The 18,447-nt window shown below is 59.6% G+C and carries 18 protein-coding genes and 2 tRNA genes; 9 read left to right on the top strand and 11 right to left on the bottom strand.

Annotation, left to right across the window (positions count from 1 at the left end; translation table 11 throughout):
- Positions 1-28 precede the first annotated feature (28 nt).
- The 4 genes from PKC29_04570 to PKC29_04585 form a co-directional block, all read right to left on the bottom strand.
- Positions 29-103, bottom strand: a tRNA-Glu gene (locus PKC29_04570).
- A gap of 13 nt (positions 104-116) precedes the next feature.
- Positions 117-189, bottom strand: a tRNA-Lys gene (locus tag PKC29_04575).
- A 107-nt stretch (positions 190-296) separates the two neighbouring features.
- Positions 297-1,538 carry a glycosyltransferase gene (locus PKC29_04580; protein HML94688.1) on the bottom strand — a complete coding sequence of 414 codons (1,242 nt, stop codon included), beginning with the start codon at positions 1,536-1,538 and terminating at the stop codon, positions 297-299.
- A 224-nt stretch (positions 1,539-1,762) separates the two neighbouring features.
- Positions 1,763-2,572, bottom strand: coding sequence for a sulfotransferase (locus PKC29_04585; GenBank protein HML94689.1), 810 nt, complete (start codon positions 2,570-2,572; stop codon positions 1,763-1,765).
- 187 nt (positions 2,573-2,759) lie between these two features.
- On the opposite strand from PKC29_04585, the gene PKC29_04590 reads away from it, so the two are divergent.
- The 4 genes from PKC29_04590 to rsmG all read left to right on the top strand — a co-directional run bounded on the left by PKC29_04590 (position 2,760) and on the right by rsmG (position 6,317).
- Positions 2,760-3,917, top strand: coding sequence for an MFS transporter (locus tag PKC29_04590; GenBank protein ID HML94690.1), 1,158 nt, complete (start codon positions 2,760-2,762; stop codon positions 3,915-3,917).
- A 34-nt stretch (positions 3,918-3,951) separates the two neighbouring features.
- On the top strand, positions 3,952-4,794 hold the full coding sequence (locus PKC29_04595) for a tRNA (adenine-N1)-methyltransferase (GenBank protein HML94691.1): 843 nt from the start codon (positions 3,952-3,954) through the stop codon (positions 4,792-4,794).
- 63 nt (positions 4,795-4,857) lie between these two features.
- Positions 4,858-5,667, top strand: a complete 810-nt coding sequence (locus tag PKC29_04600) for a thermonuclease family protein (GenBank protein ID HML94692.1) — start codon at positions 4,858-4,860, stop codon at positions 5,665-5,667.
- Positions 5,664-6,317, top strand: a complete 654-nt coding sequence (gene rsmG / locus PKC29_04605; GenBank protein ID HML94693.1) for a 16S rRNA (guanine(527)-N(7))-methyltransferase RsmG — start codon at positions 5,664-5,666, stop codon at positions 6,315-6,317. The genes PKC29_04600 and rsmG overlap by 4 nt, the downstream gene beginning before the upstream one ends.
- A 48-nt stretch (positions 6,318-6,365) precedes the next feature.
- Here rsmG and chrA read toward each other — a convergent pair whose 3' ends face one another.
- Complete coding sequence (gene chrA, locus PKC29_04610; GenBank protein ID HML94694.1) at positions 6,366-7,763, bottom strand: chromate efflux transporter; 1,398 nt, start codon at positions 7,761-7,763, stop codon at positions 6,366-6,368.
- Between the two features lie 137 nt (positions 7,764-7,900).
- On the opposite strand from chrA, the gene PKC29_04615 reads away from it, so the two are divergent.
- The 4 genes from PKC29_04615 (at position 7,901) to PKC29_04630 (ending at position 11,570) form a co-directional block, all read left to right on the top strand.
- Positions 7,901-8,863, top strand: coding sequence for an ornithine cyclodeaminase family protein (locus PKC29_04615; protein HML94695.1), 963 nt, complete (start codon positions 7,901-7,903; stop codon positions 8,861-8,863).
- Between the two features lie 71 nt (positions 8,864-8,934).
- On the top strand, positions 8,935-9,792 hold the full coding sequence (gene mtnP, locus PKC29_04620; GenBank protein HML94696.1) for an S-methyl-5'-thioadenosine phosphorylase: 858 nt from the start codon (positions 8,935-8,937) through the stop codon (positions 9,790-9,792).
- Positions 9,789-10,691, top strand: a complete 903-nt coding sequence (locus tag PKC29_04625) for a PfkB family carbohydrate kinase (GenBank protein HML94697.1) — start codon at positions 9,789-9,791, stop codon at positions 10,689-10,691. The genes mtnP and PKC29_04625 overlap by 4 nt, the downstream gene beginning before the upstream one ends.
- A gap of 108 nt (positions 10,692-10,799) precedes the next feature.
- Positions 10,800-11,570, top strand: a complete 771-nt coding sequence (locus PKC29_04630; protein ID HML94698.1) for a tetratricopeptide repeat protein — start codon at positions 10,800-10,802, stop codon at positions 11,568-11,570.
- A 1,036-nt stretch (positions 11,571-12,606) separates the two neighbouring features.
- Here PKC29_04630 and rfaE2 read toward each other — a convergent pair.
- Positions 12,607-14,082, bottom strand: coding sequence for a D-glycero-beta-D-manno-heptose 1-phosphate adenylyltransferase (gene rfaE2 / locus PKC29_04635; GenBank protein ID HML94699.1), 1,476 nt, complete (start codon positions 14,080-14,082; stop codon positions 12,607-12,609).
- A 124-nt stretch (positions 14,083-14,206) separates the two neighbouring features.
- On the opposite strand from rfaE2, the gene PKC29_04640 reads away from it, so the two are divergent.
- On the top strand, positions 14,207-14,950 hold the full coding sequence (locus tag PKC29_04640; GenBank protein ID HML94700.1) for a hypothetical protein: 744 nt from the start codon (positions 14,207-14,209) through the stop codon (positions 14,948-14,950).
- Positions 14,951-14,957: 7 nt separating this feature from the next.
- Here the strand turns inward: PKC29_04640 and PKC29_04645 are convergent, their stop codons facing one another.
- The 5 genes from PKC29_04645 to PKC29_04665 all read right to left on the bottom strand — a co-directional run bounded on the left by PKC29_04645 (position 14,958) and on the right by PKC29_04665 (position 18,413).
- Positions 14,958-15,248 carry a DUF1844 domain-containing protein gene (locus tag PKC29_04645; GenBank protein HML94701.1) on the bottom strand — a complete coding sequence of 97 codons (291 nt, stop codon included), beginning with the start codon at positions 15,246-15,248 and terminating at the stop codon, positions 14,958-14,960.
- Between the two features lie 59 nt (positions 15,249-15,307).
- Positions 15,308-16,306: a DnaJ C-terminal domain-containing protein gene (locus PKC29_04650; protein ID HML94702.1), complete on the bottom strand. Its 999-nt coding sequence runs from the start codon at positions 16,304-16,306 to the stop codon at positions 15,308-15,310.
- A 62-nt stretch (positions 16,307-16,368) separates the two neighbouring features.
- The gene (locus tag PKC29_04655) at positions 16,369-16,818 is read right to left on the bottom strand and encodes an Hsp20/alpha crystallin family protein (protein ID HML94703.1); all 450 of its coding nucleotides are present in this window, start codon (positions 16,816-16,818) and stop codon (positions 16,369-16,371) included.
- A 99-nt stretch (positions 16,819-16,917) separates the two neighbouring features.
- On the bottom strand, positions 16,918-17,979 hold the full coding sequence (locus PKC29_04660; GenBank protein ID HML94704.1) for an Mrp/NBP35 family ATP-binding protein: 1,062 nt from the start codon (positions 17,977-17,979) through the stop codon (positions 16,918-16,920).
- Positions 17,980-18,020: 41 nt separating this feature from the next.
- Positions 18,021-18,413, bottom strand: a complete 393-nt coding sequence (locus PKC29_04665; GenBank protein ID HML94705.1) for a metal-sulfur cluster assembly factor — start codon at positions 18,411-18,413, stop codon at positions 18,021-18,023.
- Positions 18,414-18,447 lie beyond the last annotated feature (34 nt).

Here is an 18,447-nt window from a genome sequence, read left to right on the forward strand (position 1 = left end):
GGTTTTACACTCTGCGGCGTGTGTTGTGCGTCCCCGAGGGGATTCGAACCCCTGTTACCGGCGTGAAAGGCCGATGTCCTGGGCCAGGCTAGACGACGGGGACGTGCAGTTGATCGTGAGCCGTACAGGATTCGAACCTGTGACCCACTGCTTAAAAGGCAGTTGCTCTACCAACTGAGCTAACGGCTCAATTTTGAAGGGCTAAAATATATCACGTCAAACTTGCTTGTCAAAGAAAATATACACGAAAAAGGGCGGCATGCGAAAAGGCCGCGCGGGAGCGGAACCTGCCGGCTTCACGGCCCCTTTTCCGCGAGGAGCGAGCGGTAGAGCCCGACCAGTTTTTCGTTGAGCTTCCGTATGTCGTATTTCTCCTCGACGGACTTTCTCCCGGCGATGCCCATCCTTCTCCGGGCCCCGGGGTCACTGACCAGAAGGCCGAGCTTCTCCGCTATTGCTTCGGGGTCTCCGGGCTGGACGAGATAGCCCGATTCGCCGTCACTGACGATCTCGGATACGCCGCCGACCTTTGTCGCCACGGCCGGGAGCCCGGAGGCGAGGGCCTCCATGAGCGCGACGCTCAGCGCTTCCTCGACGCTCGAAAGAAGGAATATGTCGGATTCGGCGAGCCTGCCGGAGATGTAGTCCTGGTCCCTTCCGCCGGAGAAGGTTACGGCGTGTGAAATCCCCTCTTCGGCCGCGTACGACTTGAGCTTTTCGAGGAGTTTGCCTTCTCCGATTATCTCGTATTTTATCGTGAGCCCGGGGCTGCTCGCCGCGAGAATGCCGACTGCCTTTATCGCGTGTTCGAGACCCTTCTCCCTGACGAGACGGGCTATGGTTACGATCCTTATTTCGCCGCCGGGGCGCGGGGCCGGGGAGGCGGGATAGTTGAAACGCTCGATGTCTATTCCCACCGGATGATCGACGATTCGGGACGGCTCGAAGCCCATATGCTCGATCTGTCTCCGGTTGTATTTCGATATGGCGAGGAAGAGGTCGCCCTTTTCCCTGAGGGGGGCGTATATGTCGCCGCCCCGGCTCAGGCCGAGCCGTATGTCGTAGCCGTGGAAGGTTGTGACGAGTTTTGCGGTCGTGATGCCGAGCTCCTTCATTTCGGCGCCGATGTTGCCGTTCGGGCCGAACTGGCAGTGTATGATGTCGTAGTAATTTTGCCTGAAGAAAGGGACGGCGTGGAAGAGGAACGGGAGGCCGGGGATCCCCTTTTTTATCGCCCTGTAAATCTTTAGCAGCGAGGAGGGCCTTTTGAGGAGGCCGGGCGAGTGAAGAACGAGCGATTTCAGGCTGCCGAGGGGCTCTCCGGGGTTTCTCTCGGGGTAGTGAGTCCGCGAGAGGAGGCCGTATTTCGTTATGTCTCCGTGGAGCTTTTCGGTAAATCCCCTTTCGAGCGCGAATATGTCGACGTCGTGGCCGAGATCGATGAGGCCCGTTATCTGGTTCAGGATGAAGGTTTCCGAAAGTGCAGGGAATATACCCGCCAAGAAAGCGATCTTGAGCCTGTCGGGTGCGCCGAGCATTGTCTCTCTCCTCCGTGTGTGCGTGTCCAGGGGCGATGCGATGTCCCCGACCAGGCCGTCGTAGATTCCGGCCCTTTTCTCCCACGTGTGACTATCGATTATATACCTGATTCCGCGCCCCGGTCACAATCCGTCAAGCTGAAGCGCGCATCGCCCGTGAATCGGGACGCGCTGCGCGCAGGCACGGAGACGGAGAGCTCCGGGCGAGGCCCGGCTAACTCTTCTTACAGGCGATATCCGAGGGATTCCATTTTCGGCCCCGTGATTTCAGTGACCGCCGAGAGCTCTTCTTCCGTGAGGCCGGACCTGTATTTCCCTATCCCGGCGTCGGTTATCTCCGAGACCGCGCTTTCGGGAAAGAGCCCCGGGTCGACGCCCAGCCAGAGGCCCAGTCTTTCGAGCTCGGGCGCGGGCCGGGTTACGAGGTCCTCGTAACGGATTATATGAATTTTTTCCCTGTTCCGCTCCATGATCTCGATACTTTCCATCCATTTTAGAGCGACCTTTTCAGCTGTATCGAAATCCGCCGTCCAGCCCTGGCTCCGCCACCTGGTGCGCACCCTTTGAAGCGTCGAGCTCGTGACGTCCCTGGCGTCGCGGAAAATGACGAGACAGGAAAAGCCTTCCGCGCTTGCGAACCTGTCGAGCGAGAATATGTATTCGGGGGTTTTGTCTCCGACGACGCGGGCCCCGGGGAATGCGCCCGAGAGGGATTTCCCGATTGCGGGCGCGCTTATAACCGGCCCGCGTTTATATCGCAGCAGGTTGAGCAGGTAGCGGCAGGCGAATTTGTAGTTGGCTATCTGTATGCTGTAACTGTCGCCCGTCATGGCTTTCCCCCAGAGCCTTCCGAGAAGGACACGGCAGTGGGAGGTGAACGGATTGCCGAGGCCTTTGAAATACTTGAGCTCGTTCGTGACGGATATATGCGGATGGCTGTCGCAGATGTTTCTGAGGAGCGTCGTGCCGGAGCGCACGTGACCTGCGATGACGAGAACCTTTGCCTGTCTCTTCGTGTTATGCTCCGGGTTCATTCCTCTTCCGCTCCTAGACTATTCTAAGCCGGGTTCCCCCTTACTTCAATTGTCCGTTCGGCGCGCCCGGCTCTGGCGGTATAAGGCGGTGATGATAAGATATTTACCCCATGGCTTCGAGCGTGGCGGGAAGGATTATTTCGAACGGGCTTTTGCGGGACGAACTCTCCGGCGGGGGACGGCGCTGATGCTTAAGGGATTTTCCCCGAAGGCCTTTAAGAACTTCGCCCTCGTAACGCTCGCGAATTTCCTTTTTTTCTGCAATTTTTCCTCCTTTTTTCTCCTCCCGCTCTACATAAAGGAGCTCGGCGGGACCGAGGCGGACATAGGGTTTATCATGGGGACGTTCGGCGTTACCTCGCTCGGGGCGATCCCGTTCGTGGCGTTTCTCGTGGACAGGTACGGGCGGCGGCGTTTTCTCGTCATCGGCTACGCCCTCATGTTCGTGACCTCGCTCTCGTATCTCTTCGTCACGGACATATCGCCTCTGGTCTACGCGCTGAGGCTCGTGCAGGGGATATCGTTCGCGTTTTCGTTCACGGCGGCGGGGACGTTCGTCGCAGACTACATACCTCCCCGGAGGAGGGCCGAGGGGCTCGGCATATTCAGCGCGTTCACGATAGCGTCGTACGCCATAGGGCCGTCGCTCGGCGAGTTCCTCATAGACCTCGAAGGATTCAGGCTCTTTTTCCTTTCGGTCTCGTTCTTCAGCCTGGTGTCGCTCGCGCTGAGCCTGCTCGCGAGGGACGGGCGGTTCACGCGCTCGGGGGACCGGTTCGGCCTCGGATTTTTCAGGCTCGTCCTCTCGCGGGAGTATATGACCGTACTCTCGGCGAACGTCATACTGGCCGGGGGGCTCGGCGCGGTGCTGAACTTCGTCGCGGCGTATTTTACGTCGAAGGGCCTTAACGCCTATTACTTTTTTCTCACCTATACGATTACGGTCGTCGCGGTGAGGGTGATAGGCGGGCGGGTGTCGGACAGACTCGGGAGGATGACTATAGCCCTGCCGTCGATGATCGTGATGTCGTTCGCCCTGGCCGCGATGGCGTTCGTCCATTCGCCGCTTACGGCCGTCGCTATTTCGTTCCTCTTCAGCTTCGGGTACGGGTTCCTGTATCCGACGCTGAGCGCCCTCGTCATAGACAACGCGCGGGCCGACGAGAGGGGGAAGGCCATGGGGGCGTTTAACGCGAGCTACAGCATGGGCATAAACTTTCTTGCGTTTCCGCTCGGCGTGGCGGCGAGGGATTTCGGGTACGAGGGGATGTACGTTTCGGCGGCGGCTCTCGTTTTCGCGGGCTTTCTGCTGCTCGTTTTCACGCGGCCCGGGAGGGATTCTTGAAATAGGCCCCTTTTTTAATTAGTCTAGCGCTGGAATGAATATAAAAAACGGAGATACGGTACTTATTTACACCCCCGACAAGAAGACTTACCTGGTCACTGTCGAAGAGGGGAAGCGGATGAGCACTCACCTTGGGGAGCTCACCCTGGGGGACGCCATAGGGCTCGAATACGGGAGCGCGATATATTCGAACCTGAAGCATCCTTTCCTGGTCCTGGAGCCGACGCTAGAAGACCGCATGATGAAGGTGAAGCGGTTCACGCAGATAATCTACCCCAAGGACGCGGCGATAATCATAATGAAGACGGGCATAAAGCCGGGGATGCGCGTGATCGAGTGCGGCGCGGGGTCGGGCTCGCTCACGATCGCCCTCGCCAATGCCGTAGCGCCCGGGGGGAAGGTTTATACGTACGACAGGAGCGAGAGGTTCCTCGAAAACGCGAAGCGAAACGTCGAGGCCGCGGGGTACGGGGATATTGTAGAGTTCAAGCTGAGAGAAGCGGGCGACGGGTTCGACGAGACGGGCGTTGACGTGGTCGCGCTCGACCTTCCGTCGCCGTGGGACGGCATACCGGCCGCCGCGCGGGCGCTTCGCGGCGGGGGCCGGATAGCGAGCCTTTCGCCGACGTATAACCAGGTGGAAAAGGCGGCGGGTATCCTCGATTCGCACGGGTTCGTTTTCCTCCAGACCGTGGAGGTTTTAGTGAGGCACATTCGGGTCGCATACGGGAAGACGAGGCCCGAGGAGAGGATGGTCAGCCATACGGGATTCCTCACGTTCGGCAGGAAGGCGCTTGCGAAAATCGGGGACGCGGCGGAGGAATCGGGGGATACGGAGGAAGCCGGAGAGGAATCAGGGGACGAGCCCGGGGAGTAAGACGCCCGGCCTAAGGCTTTACTCTGTACGCATGGAGCGGAAAAGGTCAGGAGCGCGCCGGTTTTGAAACCCGAAAGAAAGATAGTTTTCATTCTCGTTTTTGTAGTTCTCGCCGCCGTTTTTCATTTCTACAACGAGCGGCAGGCGACTGGGCCCGACACCGGGACGGTGCGGGTTCTGGACGTCGTCGACGGCGACACGATAGTCGTGGACGACGGCATGAAGAGCAGGGTGAGGTACCTCGGGATAGACACGCCGGAGCTCGCGTGGCCGGATTCGCCCGGGGACCCGCTGGGGGCGGAGGCGAAGGAATTCAACAGGAAGCTCGTCGCGGGTAAGGATGTGAGGCTCGAATTCGACGAGGAGAAGTACGACGTTTACGGGAGGCTCCTCGCCTACGTTTACGCAGACGGCGTTTTCGTGAGCGGCGAGATGCTGAGGGCGGGGCTCGCGTCGCCGCTCGTCATAGAGCCCAACAGGAGGCACGAGGATTTACTTATGGAAGCGGCCGCCGAAGCAAGGCAGAAGCGAAAGGGCATATGGGGGGACCTCGATACGCTCGCGCCGCCCCCGGGGAACGGGGATTTCGTCGTCGATCCCGGCAAGGCGGAGCGGTACGAGGGAAAGCGCGTGGTCGTGCGCGGGAAGGTTACCGGCGCGAGGAAGTCTAGGAACGTCCTCGTCCTCGACGTCGAGGACGAGCTCGAGGTCGTCATATTCCCGGACGACTTCGGCAATTTCGAGTTTTTCGGCATCGATCCGGCAAAAGATTACGAGGGGAAGGAGATAGAGGTTACGGGCAGGGTGAGGGTGCGAAAGGGTAAGCCCAGCATCGTCGTCGCTCACCCGATGCTCGTAAGGAGCCCCGGATGAGCGTGGAAAGGATGCTCGAAGAGGGAGCCGCAGGGTTCGGCGTGAGCCTTTCGAGGGAGGACACGGGGAAGTTCGTCCGCTACCTCGAAATCCTGAAGGCGTGGAATCGGTGTATAAATCTCACCGCCCTTAAGGACGACGGAGAGATCGCGGTGAGCCATTTCCTGGATTCGCTCTCGGCGGCGAAGTTCGTACGCGGTGCGGGGAGCCTCCTCGACATAGGGTCGGGCGCGGGGTTCCCGGGGATACCTCTCAAGATCGCTATGCCGGAGCTCGACGTCACGCTCGTGGAATCCGTCCACAAGAAGACGGCGTTCATGAACGAGGTGATAAGGGAGCTCGGCCTTACCGGGATAAGGGCCGTGTGGGGGAGGGCGGAGGACGAATCGAACGGCGTTCCGCGCGGGGCGTTCCCGCGCGTGATCTCGCGGGCGGTGAGCGGTGTGAAGGAAGTCCTCGCCCTGAGCGAGCCATACCTCGGCCCGGGCGGGAGCATTATCCTCATGCGCGGGAGGAGGGGAGAGGAGGAGTGGGAGCAGGCCGGCGAGGGAGTGCACGCGCGGTACAGGCTCGTGGAGAAGATGCGCTTCACTTTACCCTACGGCGGGCAGACGCGGGTTATATTTGTCGTGGAGCCGGGGCCGCAGTAGCTGAAAAACCCTGAAAACCGTTTATTCCCCGCCGGACAAAACCGGATACTAGACAACCAGATAGCGCCATGCGAGCCCTGCCGCGGCGGAGAGGGCGAGGGTCGGTATCATGCCGAGCCGGAATAAGAATATGAGCACGAATGCCCCGGCGGCTATGGCGACTGACGCGGGATCGACCGTCTCCCACACGGGGACGTGGAGCGTCATGCCGAATGTGCGCATCTCGTTCACCTCGCCGAACATAGTGTGGATCGAGAACCAGACGGCGAGGTTGAGTATAACGCCCACGACGGCGGCCGTGATGGCCGATAGTGCGCTCCCGAGGGATTTATTGCCGCGGAGGTTTTCGATATAGGGCGCGCCGAGGAATATCCAGAGGAAGCAGGGGACGAACGTCACCCACGTCGTCACGACGGAGCCGATTATGCCGGCCGTCAGGGGGTCGAAGGGCCCCGGGTTCCTGTACGCCCCCATGAAACCGACGAACTGGACGACCTGTATCAGCGGGCCGGGCGTCGTCTCGGCCATGCCGAGGCCGTCGAGCATCTCGCCCGGATTGAGCCAGCCGTAGGTGCCGACGGCCTGCTGTGTGATGTAGGCGAGGACGGCGTAGGCCCCGCCGAAGGTGACGACGGCGACCTTGCTGAAGAATAGCCCTTCCTCGGCGAATATGCTGCCTCTACCCAGTACCGCGGCGATTATCGCTATCGGGCCGAGCCAGAGGAGGGACATTACGGCTATAAGCCTGACGGCGCGGCCGACGGTGGGGCGCGTGTGATTGGCGGCTGCGGCCGTGATGACGAACCCGTTCCCGTTCGCGTCTTCGGGCTCCTCCTCGTGTGCGGTGTTAAAGATTCCGTGCATGCCCATGCGTCCCCCTGCGAAGCCCATCGCGGCCGCGAAGAGGATTATGAGGGGGAAGGGGACGCCGAAGAGGAATATCGCGACGAATGCCGCCGCCGCGAGGAGGATCATGACGTTGTTTTTGAGCGTGCGCCCGCCTATGCGTATCACGGCCTCGACGACGACGGCCATGACCGCCGGTTTTATGCCGAAGAATATCGCCTCGACGATTGTCGATTGCCTGTACGAGGCGTAGAGCATGCTGAGGACGAGTATCGAGACGAAGCCGGGGAGGATGAACAGCACGCCCGCCGTGAGACCGCCCCTGGTTTTGTGGAGGAGCCAGCCGACGTAGGTCGCGAGCTGCTGGGCCTCGGGGCCGGGGAGGAGCATGCAGTAGTTGAGCGCGTGGAGGAAGCGGCTTTCGCTGAGCCAGCGTTTTTCCTCGACGAGGATCCGGTGCATGACGGCTATCTGCCCTGCCGGGCCGCCGAAGCTGAGGAGCGCTACCCTTACCCATACCCTGAGAGCTTCGCCGAACGGCACGGAGTGGAGTGCGTTTCCAGGCTCTTTATTTTTCCGCTCGCTCTCTTCGGGGCTCATATGGGTGTTCCCGGAGCTTATATGTTACTCCCGCCCCTCTCGAAATCAACGGCGGGGCCGGTTGGGAAAGGGCCGGTTCCTTAAAAACGTTAACGGTGTTAGAATTAGGCTTTGACACCTTTTCAGGAGGGTGCTCCATGGTGCTTTTCCTCGGCGAAGACGACGTGAAGCAGGTCCTGACCATGCCGGACGCCGTCCGCGTGCTGGAAGAGATGTTCAGGCAGGACGGTCTAGGGGGGACCATCAACAACCCGAGGCAGAGGGTGAGGACTCACTCGGCCATGCTGCACTTGCTCGCGGGGGCGCTGCCTTACCTGGGCGTCATGGGATACAAGGCGTATACCTCGTCGAGCGAAGGGGCAAAGTTCCGCGTTTTTCTCCACGACATCGAGACGGGAAGGCTGCTGGCGGTTATCGACGCCAACTACCTCGGCATGATGAGGACGGGGGCAACGACGGGCGTCGCGACGAAGTATATGGCGCGGGGGGATTCCTCGACGGTGGGCATATTCGGCCCGGGGTACCAGGCGAGGGGGCAGCTCATGGGCGTCGCCGCCGTGAGGGACGTGAAGCGCGTGTTCGTTTACGGGAGGAACGCCGAGCGGCGGAAGAGTTTTTCGCGGGAGATGGAGGAGACGCTCGGAGTGCCCGTTTCGCCGGTCGAAAATCCGCGCGAGGCCGTTTCGGGGGCGGACTGCATCGTAACCTCGACGACGGCGTTCGAGCCCGTGCTCCACGGGGCGTGGCTCGAAAAGGGCGTGCACGTGAACGCCATAGGGGGGAATTTCCTCTTCAAGCGCGAGATAGACGAGCGGGCCGCCATGAGCGCGCGCATAATCGCCGTCGAGTCGCGGGAGCAGTCGAGGATGGAAGCGGGCGAGCTTCTGCCGCTCGTCGAGAAGGGGAAGCTTCAGTGGCGAAATCTCGTCGAGCTCGGGGAGATAGTAGCCGGGAAGGCGGCCGGGAGGATATCGGGGGAGGACATAACGCTCTTCAAATCGGTCGGCGTCGCCGTCGAGGACCTGGCCGTCGCCGAGCACGCTTACAGGGCCGCGCTTTCTGCCGGGCTCGGGCGGAGTCTCGACATGCCGGCGAGGTAGTCTTCTTAATCGGACCGGGTTCAGTTATATTATCTCGCTTTTGAAAGCACTTACCGGAGATAGCGATAGATATGAAGACCATAGGGATCATAGGCGGGAGCGGCCTCTACGCGATAGAAGGGCTCTCGAACGTGGAGAGGGTGAGCGTCGATACGCCGTGGGGGAAGCCGTCTGACGAATTCACCGTCGGCGAGCTTTCGGGCGTGCGTCTCGCGTTCCTCCCCCGGCACGGGAAGGGGCATACGCTCTCACCCTCGGATATAAACTACAGGGCGAACATATACGCCATGAAGAAGCTGGGCGCGGAGTGGATCGTATCCGTGAGCGCCGTCGGGAGCATGAGGGAGGAGATAGAGCCGGGGCACATCGTCGTCCCTTCGCAGTTCTACGATCACACGAAATCGCGGCCGTCGACATTTTTCGAGGGCGGTATAGCGGCGCACGTATCCATGGCCGACCCTGTCTGCCCCGAGCTTTCGCGTATCCTTGCGGAAACGGCGAAAGGGGAGGGGGCCACGGTTCACACGGGGGCGACCTATATCTGCATGGAGGGGCCGCAGTTCTCGTCGCGCGCGGAGAGCGAGACGTACAGAAAATGGGGTGTGGACGTCATAGGAATGACGAACATGCCCGAGGCCAGGCTTGCGAGGGAGGCGGAGATTTGTTATGCTACGCTCGCCCTTTCGACGGACTACGACTGCTGGCACGAAGGGCACGGCGACGTCACGGTGGACGACATCATCGCGACCGTGAACCGGAACGTCGAGCTCGCGCGGAGGGTGGTCGCGAGCGTCGTGACGGCGATATCCGAAACAAGGGATTGTATCTGCTCGCGCTCGCTCGAGAACGCGATAATAACCTCCCCGGACGCAATTTCGCCCGAAGTCAGGGAGAGACTCGGAATAATCATAAAGAGGTACGTAAAATGAAGCTGCTCGTTGTAGGCTCGATGGCGCTCGACACCGTGGAGACGCCTTTCGGAAAAGAAGATAACGTTCTCGGAGGCTCGGCGTCGTATTTCTCGCTCGCGGCGAGCATGTTCACGGACGTCTGCATAGTGGCCGTCGTGGGGCAGGATTTCCCCGAGGAGCACCTGGAGCTCTTCAGGGCGAAGGGAATCAATCTCAAGGGTGTGACGAGGGAGAGCGGCGAGACGTTCAGGTGGGAGGGGAAGTACGGCTACGACCTCGGCGACCCGGAGACGCTCGGGACTTATCTGAACGTGTTCCAGGATTTCAATCCCGTCATCCCGGAAGAGTACAGCGAGACGGAGTTCGTTTTTCTCGCCAACATCGACCCCGAGCTTCAGCTGAGGGTTTTAAAGCAGGTGAAGAAACCGAGGCTCGTCGCATGCGACACGATGAACTACTGGATTGAGAACAAGCCCGGGGAGCTCCGCGAGGTCATAAAGCACGTCGATATTCTGATGCTGAACGATTCGGAGTCGAGGATACTCGCGAAGAAGGCCAGCATAACGCAGGCGGCGAGATACATTCTCGACCTCGGCCCGAAGGTGCTCATCGTGAAGCGGGGCGAGTACGGCGCGCTCATGTTCTCCAGGGACGGGATATTCTGGGCCCCGAGCTATCCGCTCGACGAGGTTATAGACCCGACGGGCGCGGGGGATTCGTTCGCCGGGGGGTTCATGGGCTACATCGCCGCCAATGAGGCCATCGACAACGCCGGGCTCAAGACGGCGGTCGTCTACGGGAGCGTGATCGCCTCATTCGCCGTCGAGGATTTCAGCGTAAAGAGGACCGCGCAGCTTAAAAAGGCGGAGATAGACAAGAGGTTCACGGCGTTCCTCCAGCTTTCGAGGCTCGACTGAGGCTCACGCGGCGGCCGGGCGCTGCGTGCGGCGCCAAGGGTTGAAAGTCGCAGACCCCTCTTGAATTCCCGTGCCTGTTCAGGCTATGGTATATAACCTGCGGCGCTTATGAAAAAACTTTTTCTCCTCTTAACTATATTCACCGTGATTGCGGCTTCGTCCTGCGGGGGCGGGAACAAGAAGACCGAGACACCGGAGGACAACCAGGTGAATTTCGAGAGCCAGAAGGCGCTCGCCATAGCCTCCTTCAGGCGGGGGAACTTCAAACAGGCGCTCGACGAGATAGAGGCCGCCCGGAAGCTCAACGATCAGGACGCCGAGGTTTATCTCATAAAGGGCGCGATATATTTCAAGCTGAAGGATTATCCCCAGGCCGCGGACGGTTACAGAAAGGCGCTCGAAATAAATCCCTCCTATACCGCCGCGCGCTTTAACCTCTGCGGGCTTTACCTGGCCGAGAAAAAGTATCAGCAGGTGATTTCGGAATGCGAAGCCGTCGTGGCCGACCCGGCTTACGACGCCAGGGCCAACGCATACACGAACATCGGGATCGCGTATTTCAGCCTGGGCGACATGGTGAAGGCCAAGGACTATTACGACAAGGCGCTCCAGATAAATCCCTCGTTCGTGTACGCCAGGAACGAGACGGGGAAGCTTTACATGGCGACGGGAAGGTACGCGCAGGCCGCGACCGAGTTCGAGCTCGCCATAGCCGGTTATGACGCATACGAGGAGGCGCACTATAACCTCGCGCTCGCTTATCTGAAAATGAATAATACACCGGGGGCGTGCACGGAGTTCGCGAAGGTGGTCGAATTGTCGCCGTCGTCCGAGTTCGGGATAAATTCCACCCGGTATTTGAATACTGCCTGCAACTGAGGCGGGAGGACTAGACACCGAGCCGGGGCGTAATGGCTGTGTAAATAAAATCCCCCCTCGCTCCCCCCTTTTCCTAAGGGGGGATGAAAGCAAAGGCAAAGACTGGATTCCCAATCCGGCTTCGCCCATAGGCTTCGCCGCGGCAAGTAAAGGCGTTTGGGGATGACAAATATGTGGAGATTCCTCGCTCGGAATCGTTGTTCGAGGTAACAAAACTCTTGATGGATCGCTGGCGGAAGTGGATTCCCGATATCGGACTCCGCCTCGGACTTCGCCAAGGCTTCGACCGACAAGCAAGCATTCGGGAATGACAGAAATGTGGTGATTCCTCGCGCGCTCGGAATCGTGACGGATTAAAAGAAGATTGCCGCGGTCGCGCGGGGCGCTCCCTGGCAAAGACGGAAAAAGGAAGGATTTCTCACATTCGTTCGAAATGACAAAAGGGTGGAGATTCTTCGCAGGCTCGAAATCGTGGGGAATGACACACACGTATGCGTGTTTCTCGACGTAGCAGGTTAGGAAACTATAGGCACTGGTAGTGCGACAGGTGATATTGGCAAGAAGCTACCACTTCGATTGTTTACTGCCGGGGGGCTCCAGTGGCTGAAAGGGAAGTTCGGTGCTTAACTGGTAAATATGATGCAAGGGTTTTCTACTTTTGACTGACCAAAAGTAGCAAAAGTCACGGGCCGGGAAAAATTCTGCTAAAAATCATCGTTCCTTCGCTAAATCCTCCACCGGCCCACAGCCCCACATCGGATTCTTAACGCTCATCCACTCGATGTCTTCGGCGGGGCAAGTCAGGTGATTAAATAGAACGGACGACCGAGCGTTGCTATGAATTTCAAATTCTGCTACGGCGAATTCCAGCACGCGTGGCGTGCGCGAATTTTGACGGCCCGGGAATGTATTGCTGCGCCGTTTACACGGCTTGCAATATTAAGGGATTTTCAGCGTAGCGCAGGAGTTGCTAAAACCATCTGAAGCGCGGCGGGTGGCGGCAGTGGTACGCTGCTGCTTCGAGCTCCAGCGGGCGTCATTTTCCTTTTTTATCGAGCCCGGTTTTTATCTTCCGGGCTATCGAAGAAGTGGAGAGGCCTGGGGTGAGGGGGATTATTTTCACCTCGCCGCCCGCCTCTTCGACTATTTCCTTTCCGACGACCTCGCCGGGTTTGTAATCTCCGCCCTTCACCAGCACGTCGGGGCAGAGCTCTTTTATGAGCCGAAGAGGCGTGTCCTCGCCGAAGACGGTGACGTAATCGACGCAGCCGAGCGAGGAGAGGAGCGCGGCGCGGCCGCTCTCGGATACGTATGGACGCCCCTCGCCCTTCAGCCTCGCGACCGAGTCGTCGCTGTTTATGGCGACGACGAGGACGTCGCCGAGCCTGCGGGCGTCGTTCAGCAGGCGGAGGTGCCCCGCGTGGAAGAGGTCGAAGCAGCCGTTTGTGAAAACGATCTTCCTGCCGCGCGCCCGCAGGCCGGAGAGTATCTTCGCGAGCTCTTTACGGCCTTTCAGGCGTGACGAGTCTTCCTCGCCTGCCGCGCCGAAGTGGGAGCGGAGCTCGCCGGGGGTGACGTATGCGGCCCCGCTCTTGCCGACGGTGATTCCCGCTGCGGCGTTCGCCGCCGTGACGGACGCGTGGAGGTCGCCCGTGGAGACGTAGGCGAGGGTGAATACGCTCACCGCCGTGTCGCCGGCCCCGGTTACGTCGAACACCTCCCTCGCGAGCGACGGCACGGAGCCGTGCTCGCCGTCGGAGGAGAAGTAGCTCATTCCCTTCCCGCCCATCGTTATGACGGCGACGTGCGCCCCCGTAATATCGAGGAGCCTCCCGGCTGCCTTCTTCAATGAGGCTTCGTCACCGATCTTTATTCCCGTCGCCGATTCGGCCTCGGAGAGGTTGGGGGTTATGGCGTCTACGCCGAGGTATTTCGAGAAGTCGAGGCCCTTCGGGTCGGCGGAGACGAATATCCCGGCCTTGTCCGCGAGTTTCAGTATCCCTTTGACGAGGCCCTCCGTCACCGTTCCCTTGTCGTAGTCGGAGATTATTACGGCGTGGGGCTTCCATTTCGAGATGGTTTTCTTTATTGAAGCGGCGAGCTGCTTTTCTATCTTCTTCGGAAGGGGCGAGGATGTCTCCCTGTCCATCCGGGCTATCTGGGATGTGCCGGAGATGAGCCTCGTTTTCGTCGTCGTCGGTCTGTCAGTGATTGTGATTATCGAGGCTGTACCTGCGCCGTTCGCCCCTAACTCGCGGACGAGCTCTGCGCCTTCGGGGTCTTTGCCCACGGCGCCGGCGATCTCGACGCGCGCACCGAGGACGAGGAGGTTGAGGGCGACGTTTCCGGCCCCGCCGGGGGAGGACGTCTCCTCCCTTACCTTCAAAACGGGAACCGGCGCTTCGGGGGATATCCTTTCGGCCGTTCCCCTGACGTAGCGGTCGAGCATGAGGTCCCCCGCTACGAGAATGCGTTTCCCCGCGATCTTCTCAAGAATCTCGTTTATCGGCATCGGATTAGGGCCGCCTCGTCCGCGCGTCGCCTTGCCGCACGGACGCTCTAATTATAATGGCGGCGGAAGTGCCTGTAAATTAAGAATAGTTTACGGCAGGTAACTGTCAGATATAATTGTTAGAATGATAGACATACACTGCCACTTCCTTCCGAACATAGACGACGGCTCGAAAAGCTGGGAGGAAACCATGGAGATGGCGAGGATGGCCGTTTCGGACGGCGTCGAGGGCGCCGTCATGACCCCTCACTGGATACAGGGTACGACGTGGCAGCCCGCCCCGGGGACCGTAGTCTCTCTCGTCGCCGAGATGAACGAGAGGCTCCGCGCCGAGGGGATAGATTTCACGGCCTATCCGGGCATGGAGATAGGGATAATCCCCGACCTCCCGCGCGTAATATCGGACGGACAGGTACTCCCTCTCGCCGAGGGGGATTTCGTTTTGATAGAGATACCGTTTTACTCGCTGCCGATGGGGCTGGAAGATGTTATATTCGGCATCGAGACGCGGGGGAAGAAGGCCGTGCTGGCGCACCCCGAAAGAAACAGGGAGTTTCAGGGCTCGCCGAAGAGGATACTCGATTTCGTGAACTCGGGGGCCCTGGTCCAGATAACAGCGGGGAGCCTTACGGGCGGCTTCGGAGATTCGGCGAAGAAGTGCTCCATCGAGCTTGCGAAGCTGGGCGCCGTGCATTTCGTCGCTTCGGACGCCCATTCGACGCGGCACAGGAATCCCGTCGTCTCTGACGGACTATCGGTCCTTAGAAAGGTGGTCGGAGAGGAGGGCGTCGATACCGTGATCGCAAATACCTACGAGATTCTGAGGGGTTGTCCCGGGTACAAGGAGGCTGTGACCGGAAAGTCGTAGGGGGCCGTTATTTCCTGCCCTGTGAGTGCTGGACGTATTTCAGCCTGAGGTTGTAGAGTATGTCGTCGAGGAGCTTGTCCTCGCCCTCGTCGAGGTTCCCAACCGTTTTTTCCTTTAGAAGCTCCAGGATGTCTATGGTGTGCTTCGCGGCGGATATATCGACGTGCCTTTCCCTGAGATGTGGATCGGGGATTTCGCCCATGTGAATGAGCGAAGAGGCGTTAAGCGACAGTATGAACGCCGAGAAGTCCATGGTGAACTCTCCGGGGGACTGCTTTTTATTATCTTCGTTAGCCATTTCTCCGTCAGCTCCTTTTATGGTGTTTTCAGGCCGGGGCACATGTGCGCCGCGCCCGTTTATCTCATATATCTCTCGAATCCCGTCCGCGGGTTATAGGGCCGGGCCTTTTCGAGCTCTTCGAATTTCGCTTTTTCTTCTTCGGTTATCTTGTCGGGCATGACGAGCTTTATCTCGATGTACTGGTCGCCCCTGGCCTTTGTCTTGAGGTTGGTGACGCCCTTGCCCTTGAGCCTGAGTCTGGCGCCGTTCTGCACCCCGGCCGGGAGCGTGAGCTCGGCCGTGCCGTCGATCGTCGGGACCTCGATCTTCTTCCCGAGGGCGGCTTCGTATATGGAGACGGGGACTTCGAGGTGGATGTCGTCGCCCTTGCGTCTGAAGATTGGATGCGGCCTTACCTTGATCCTGAGGTAGAGGTCGCCCTTGGCGCCGCCCGATGCCTCGCCCTTGCCCTTTACGCGTATACGCGAGCCGTTATCGACGCCGGCGGGTATCTTGACGGTGATCTGCTCCATATCGGCGCCGCGGCTGATGGAAAGGTCCCTGATGCCGCCTTTTATCGCGGTGTCGAAATCCACCTCGAGCTGGTGCTCGATGTCCCTTGCGTGGGCGGTTCTTTCACGGGCGCTGTTGAAGAGGTCGCGGAAGCCCTCGGTCCTCGATCTTCCCTGCCTCGCCTCGCCGCCCGAGAATCCGAAAATGTCCTTGAATATCTCTTCGAAGCCGGGGAAGTCGTCGCCGCTGTAGGTGTACTCGTACTGACGGCCGCCGCCCGGGGCTCCCCCGCCGGCGTCGCCCGCGCGCCGCCAGGTAGTCCGTCCGCCGGGCCTGAACTCGGCGCTGCCGAACATGTCGTACGCCTTACGCTTCTCCTCGTTGGACAGGACTTCGTTGGCTTCCTGGACTTCCTTGAACTTTTCTTCGTATTCCTTGTTCCCGGGGTTGAGGTCCGGATGGTACTTCCTTGCAAGCGCCCTGTAGGCCTTCTTTATCTCTTCCTTCGTGGCGTTTTTGGATACGCCGAGGATGCTGTAGTAGTCTTTGGTAGTCGTCGCCATATTCTTTCAGAGGCTATCCTGTCCCTGCCCCGGCGAAGGTCAGGGACAGAATAGCCATAAACTCAGTTAACGTCAATTTTGATCTGCCTGGGCCTGGCCTCTTCTTTCTTCGGTATATGAAGCTCGAGTGACCCGTCCTTGTAAGACGCCTTGATCTCGTCGGGTTCGGCGTTATTCGGAAGGACGAAGCTCCTGACGAACTTGCCGTAGGACCTCTCGATGCGGATGTAGTTTTCCTTGGGGGTCTTTTCCTCGAACTTCTTCTCGCCCTTGATGGTGAGCGTGCCGTCCTTGAGGTCTACTTCTATGTCCTCTTTCTTCACTCCGGGGAGGTCGGCCGTAACCGTGTAGCCGTCCCCGGTTTCGTGGATGTCCACTGCCGGCGCCCACGCCCCTTTAGCCATTTCCTCCCCTTCGGATACCCTGCCGAGCGTATCGTCGAAAAGCCTGTTGATGCGCTCCTGAAGGGAACCGAAATCTCTCAAGGGATCGAAAGTCCTTAGATATCTCATGATAATTCCCTCCTTGTGGATGATTTTATACTCATAAAATAATCATCCGAAGGGCTTCGTCAAGCCGGTCCGGGGGGCGCCCGGCGGGGAGCGCCGCCGCTATTTCCCGGAGCTTTCGACCGCTTCGAGGACTATGTCGGCCAGGGCGTCGAACGCCTTTCCGGCCGCCGTGCCGGGATCGGATTCGACTATCGGAACGCCGGAGTCGCCGCCCTTTCGTATACGCGGGTCGAGGGGTATTTCGCCGAGGAAAGGCACCTCGAATTTCTCGGCCATGCGCCTGCCGCCGCCGCGCCCGAATATGTCCACGGGCTCTGTGCCGGGGACGTCGAGGTAGCTCATGTTCTCGACTATGCCGATTATCGGGACGTTCAGCTTCCGGAACATGTTGACCCCGCGCTTTACGTCGACGAGAGCGACGTCCTGGGGCGTCGTGACGATGAGGCCGCCGGTGAGGGGGGCCGTCTGGACTATGGAGAGCTGGGCGTCGCCCGTCCCCGGGGGGAGGTCGATGACCAGGTATTCGGTGTCGCCCCATTCGACGTCTTCGATGAACTGCTTTATCGCGCCGTGCACCATGGGGCCGCGCCAGATGACGGTTTCGTCGTCGCTTATGAGAAACCCTATGGACATGAGCTTGAGGCCGTGTTTTTCGAGCGGGATGATTTTGTTTTCTTCGGTGGCGTGCGGCCTGTCGGTGATTCCGAGCATTATCGGGAGGCTGGGGCCCCATATGTCGGCGTCCATGAGGCCGACGTTCTTCCGCTTCTTCGCGATGGCAACGGCGAGGTTAACGGCGACCGTCGATTTGCCGACGCCGCCCTTGCCGCTGGCGACGGCGATGTAGTATTTCACCTTGGGAAGCTTCGACTGGGCTTCGGCCCGGGCAGGCCCCTGGCCGGGGGCGGGCCTGGGCTCGCGGGCAGCGATGCGTATGCTGACGTCGCCCACGCCCGGGGTTTCGAGAATCCTGTTCCTGACGGATTCCGTTATCTCCGATTCGAGCTTGCTGTCGGGTTTGGGGAGGACGAGGGATATTTCGACGCTGCTGCCCTCCACCTTGATGTTCTTTACGATGCCGAAGGATACGATGTCTCTTGTGAATCCGGGGTACTTGACTGTCTTGAGCACACTCCGGATTCCGTCGGGGCTAAGCTCCATTAAACTGTTCCACACTCCTTATATGAGATTTGTGCGATCTGTCAGGCGATTCCGAGCTTCTGTTTCGCTTCGTCGGACATCATGTCGGGGTTCCAGGGCGGATCCCAGACGACTTCGACGAGGACGTTGTTGGCTCCGAGGTCTTTTACGGCCTGCTCGGCCTGGCTCGCTATCATTGCCCCCATGCCGCAGCCGGGCGTCGTGAGGGACATCTTGATGTTGACGTTGTTGCCGGAGGAAATCTGGACGTCGTAAATGAGCCCGAGGTCTACTATGCTGACGGGTATCTCGGGGTCGTAGACGTTCATGAGGGACTGGTAGACCTCTTCTTCGGTGATTTCCGACTTGACCGGCCTGTCCTTTTCTATCTTCTTGAAGCTGACGCCCTGATCGGGCTCGTCCTTTTTAATGCCGATGATCTTTTTCATTCCCATGGTGTTTCTCCTTGCCCGGGCCGGCGGTCCATTG

The sequence above is a fragment of the Thermodesulfobacteriota bacterium genome, assembly GCA_035325995.1.
Classification (GTDB): domain Bacteria; phylum Desulfobacterota_D; class UBA1144; order Nemesobacterales; family UBA2774; genus JADLGH01.

Bases quoted from the DNA above. Each gene is read 5' to 3' on its own strand.
- PKC29_04590 (HML94690.1), top strand. From the start codon at position 2,760: ATGCTTAAGGGATTTTCCCCGAAGGCCTTTAAGAACTTCGCCCTCGTA.
- PKC29_04630 (HML94698.1), top strand. From the start codon at position 10,800: ATGAAAAAACTTTTTCTCCTCTTAACTATATTCACCGTGATTGCGGCT.
- rfaE2 (HML94699.1), bottom strand. From the start codon at position 14,082: ATGCCGATAAACGAGATTCTTGAGAAGATCGCGGGGAAACGCATTCTC.
- PKC29_04645 (HML94701.1), bottom strand. From the start codon at position 15,248: ATGGCTAACGAAGATAATAAAAAGCAGTCCCCCGGAGAGTTCACCATG.
- PKC29_04595 (HML94691.1), top strand. From the start codon at position 3,952: ATGAATATAAAAAACGGAGATACGGTACTTATTTACACCCCCGACAAG.
- mtnP (HML94696.1), top strand. From the start codon at position 8,935: ATGAAGACCATAGGGATCATAGGCGGGAGCGGCCTCTACGCGATAGAA.
- rsmG (HML94693.1), top strand. From the start codon at position 5,664: ATGAGCGTGGAAAGGATGCTCGAAGAGGGAGCCGCAGGGTTCGGCGTG.
- PKC29_04625 (HML94697.1), top strand. From the start codon at position 9,789: ATGAAGCTGCTCGTTGTAGGCTCGATGGCGCTCGACACCGTGGAGACG.
- PKC29_04660 (HML94704.1), bottom strand. From the start codon at position 17,979: ATGGAGCTTAGCCCCGACGGAATCCGGAGTGTGCTCAAGACAGTCAAG.
- chrA (HML94694.1), bottom strand. From the start codon at position 7,763: ATGAGCCCCGAAGAGAGCGAGCGGAAAAATAAAGAGCCTGGAAACGCA.
- PKC29_04655 (HML94703.1), bottom strand. From the start codon at position 16,818: ATGAGATATCTAAGGACTTTCGATCCCTTGAGAGATTTCGGTTCCCTT.
- PKC29_04585 (HML94689.1), bottom strand. From the start codon at position 2,572: ATGAACCCGGAGCATAACACGAAGAGACAGGCAAAGGTTCTCGTCATC.
- PKC29_04580 (HML94688.1), bottom strand. From the start codon at position 1,538: ATGCTCGGCGCACCCGACAGGCTCAAGATCGCTTTCTTGGCGGGTATA.
- PKC29_04665 (HML94705.1), bottom strand. From the start codon at position 18,413: ATGGGAATGAAAAAGATCATCGGCATTAAAAAGGACGAGCCCGATCAG.
- PKC29_04650 (HML94702.1), bottom strand. From the start codon at position 16,306: ATGGCGACGACTACCAAAGACTACTACAGCATCCTCGGCGTATCCAAA.
- PKC29_04640 (HML94700.1), top strand. From the start codon at position 14,207: ATGATAGACATACACTGCCACTTCCTTCCGAACATAGACGACGGCTCG.
- PKC29_04615 (HML94695.1), top strand. From the start codon at position 7,901: ATGGTGCTTTTCCTCGGCGAAGACGACGTGAAGCAGGTCCTGACCATG.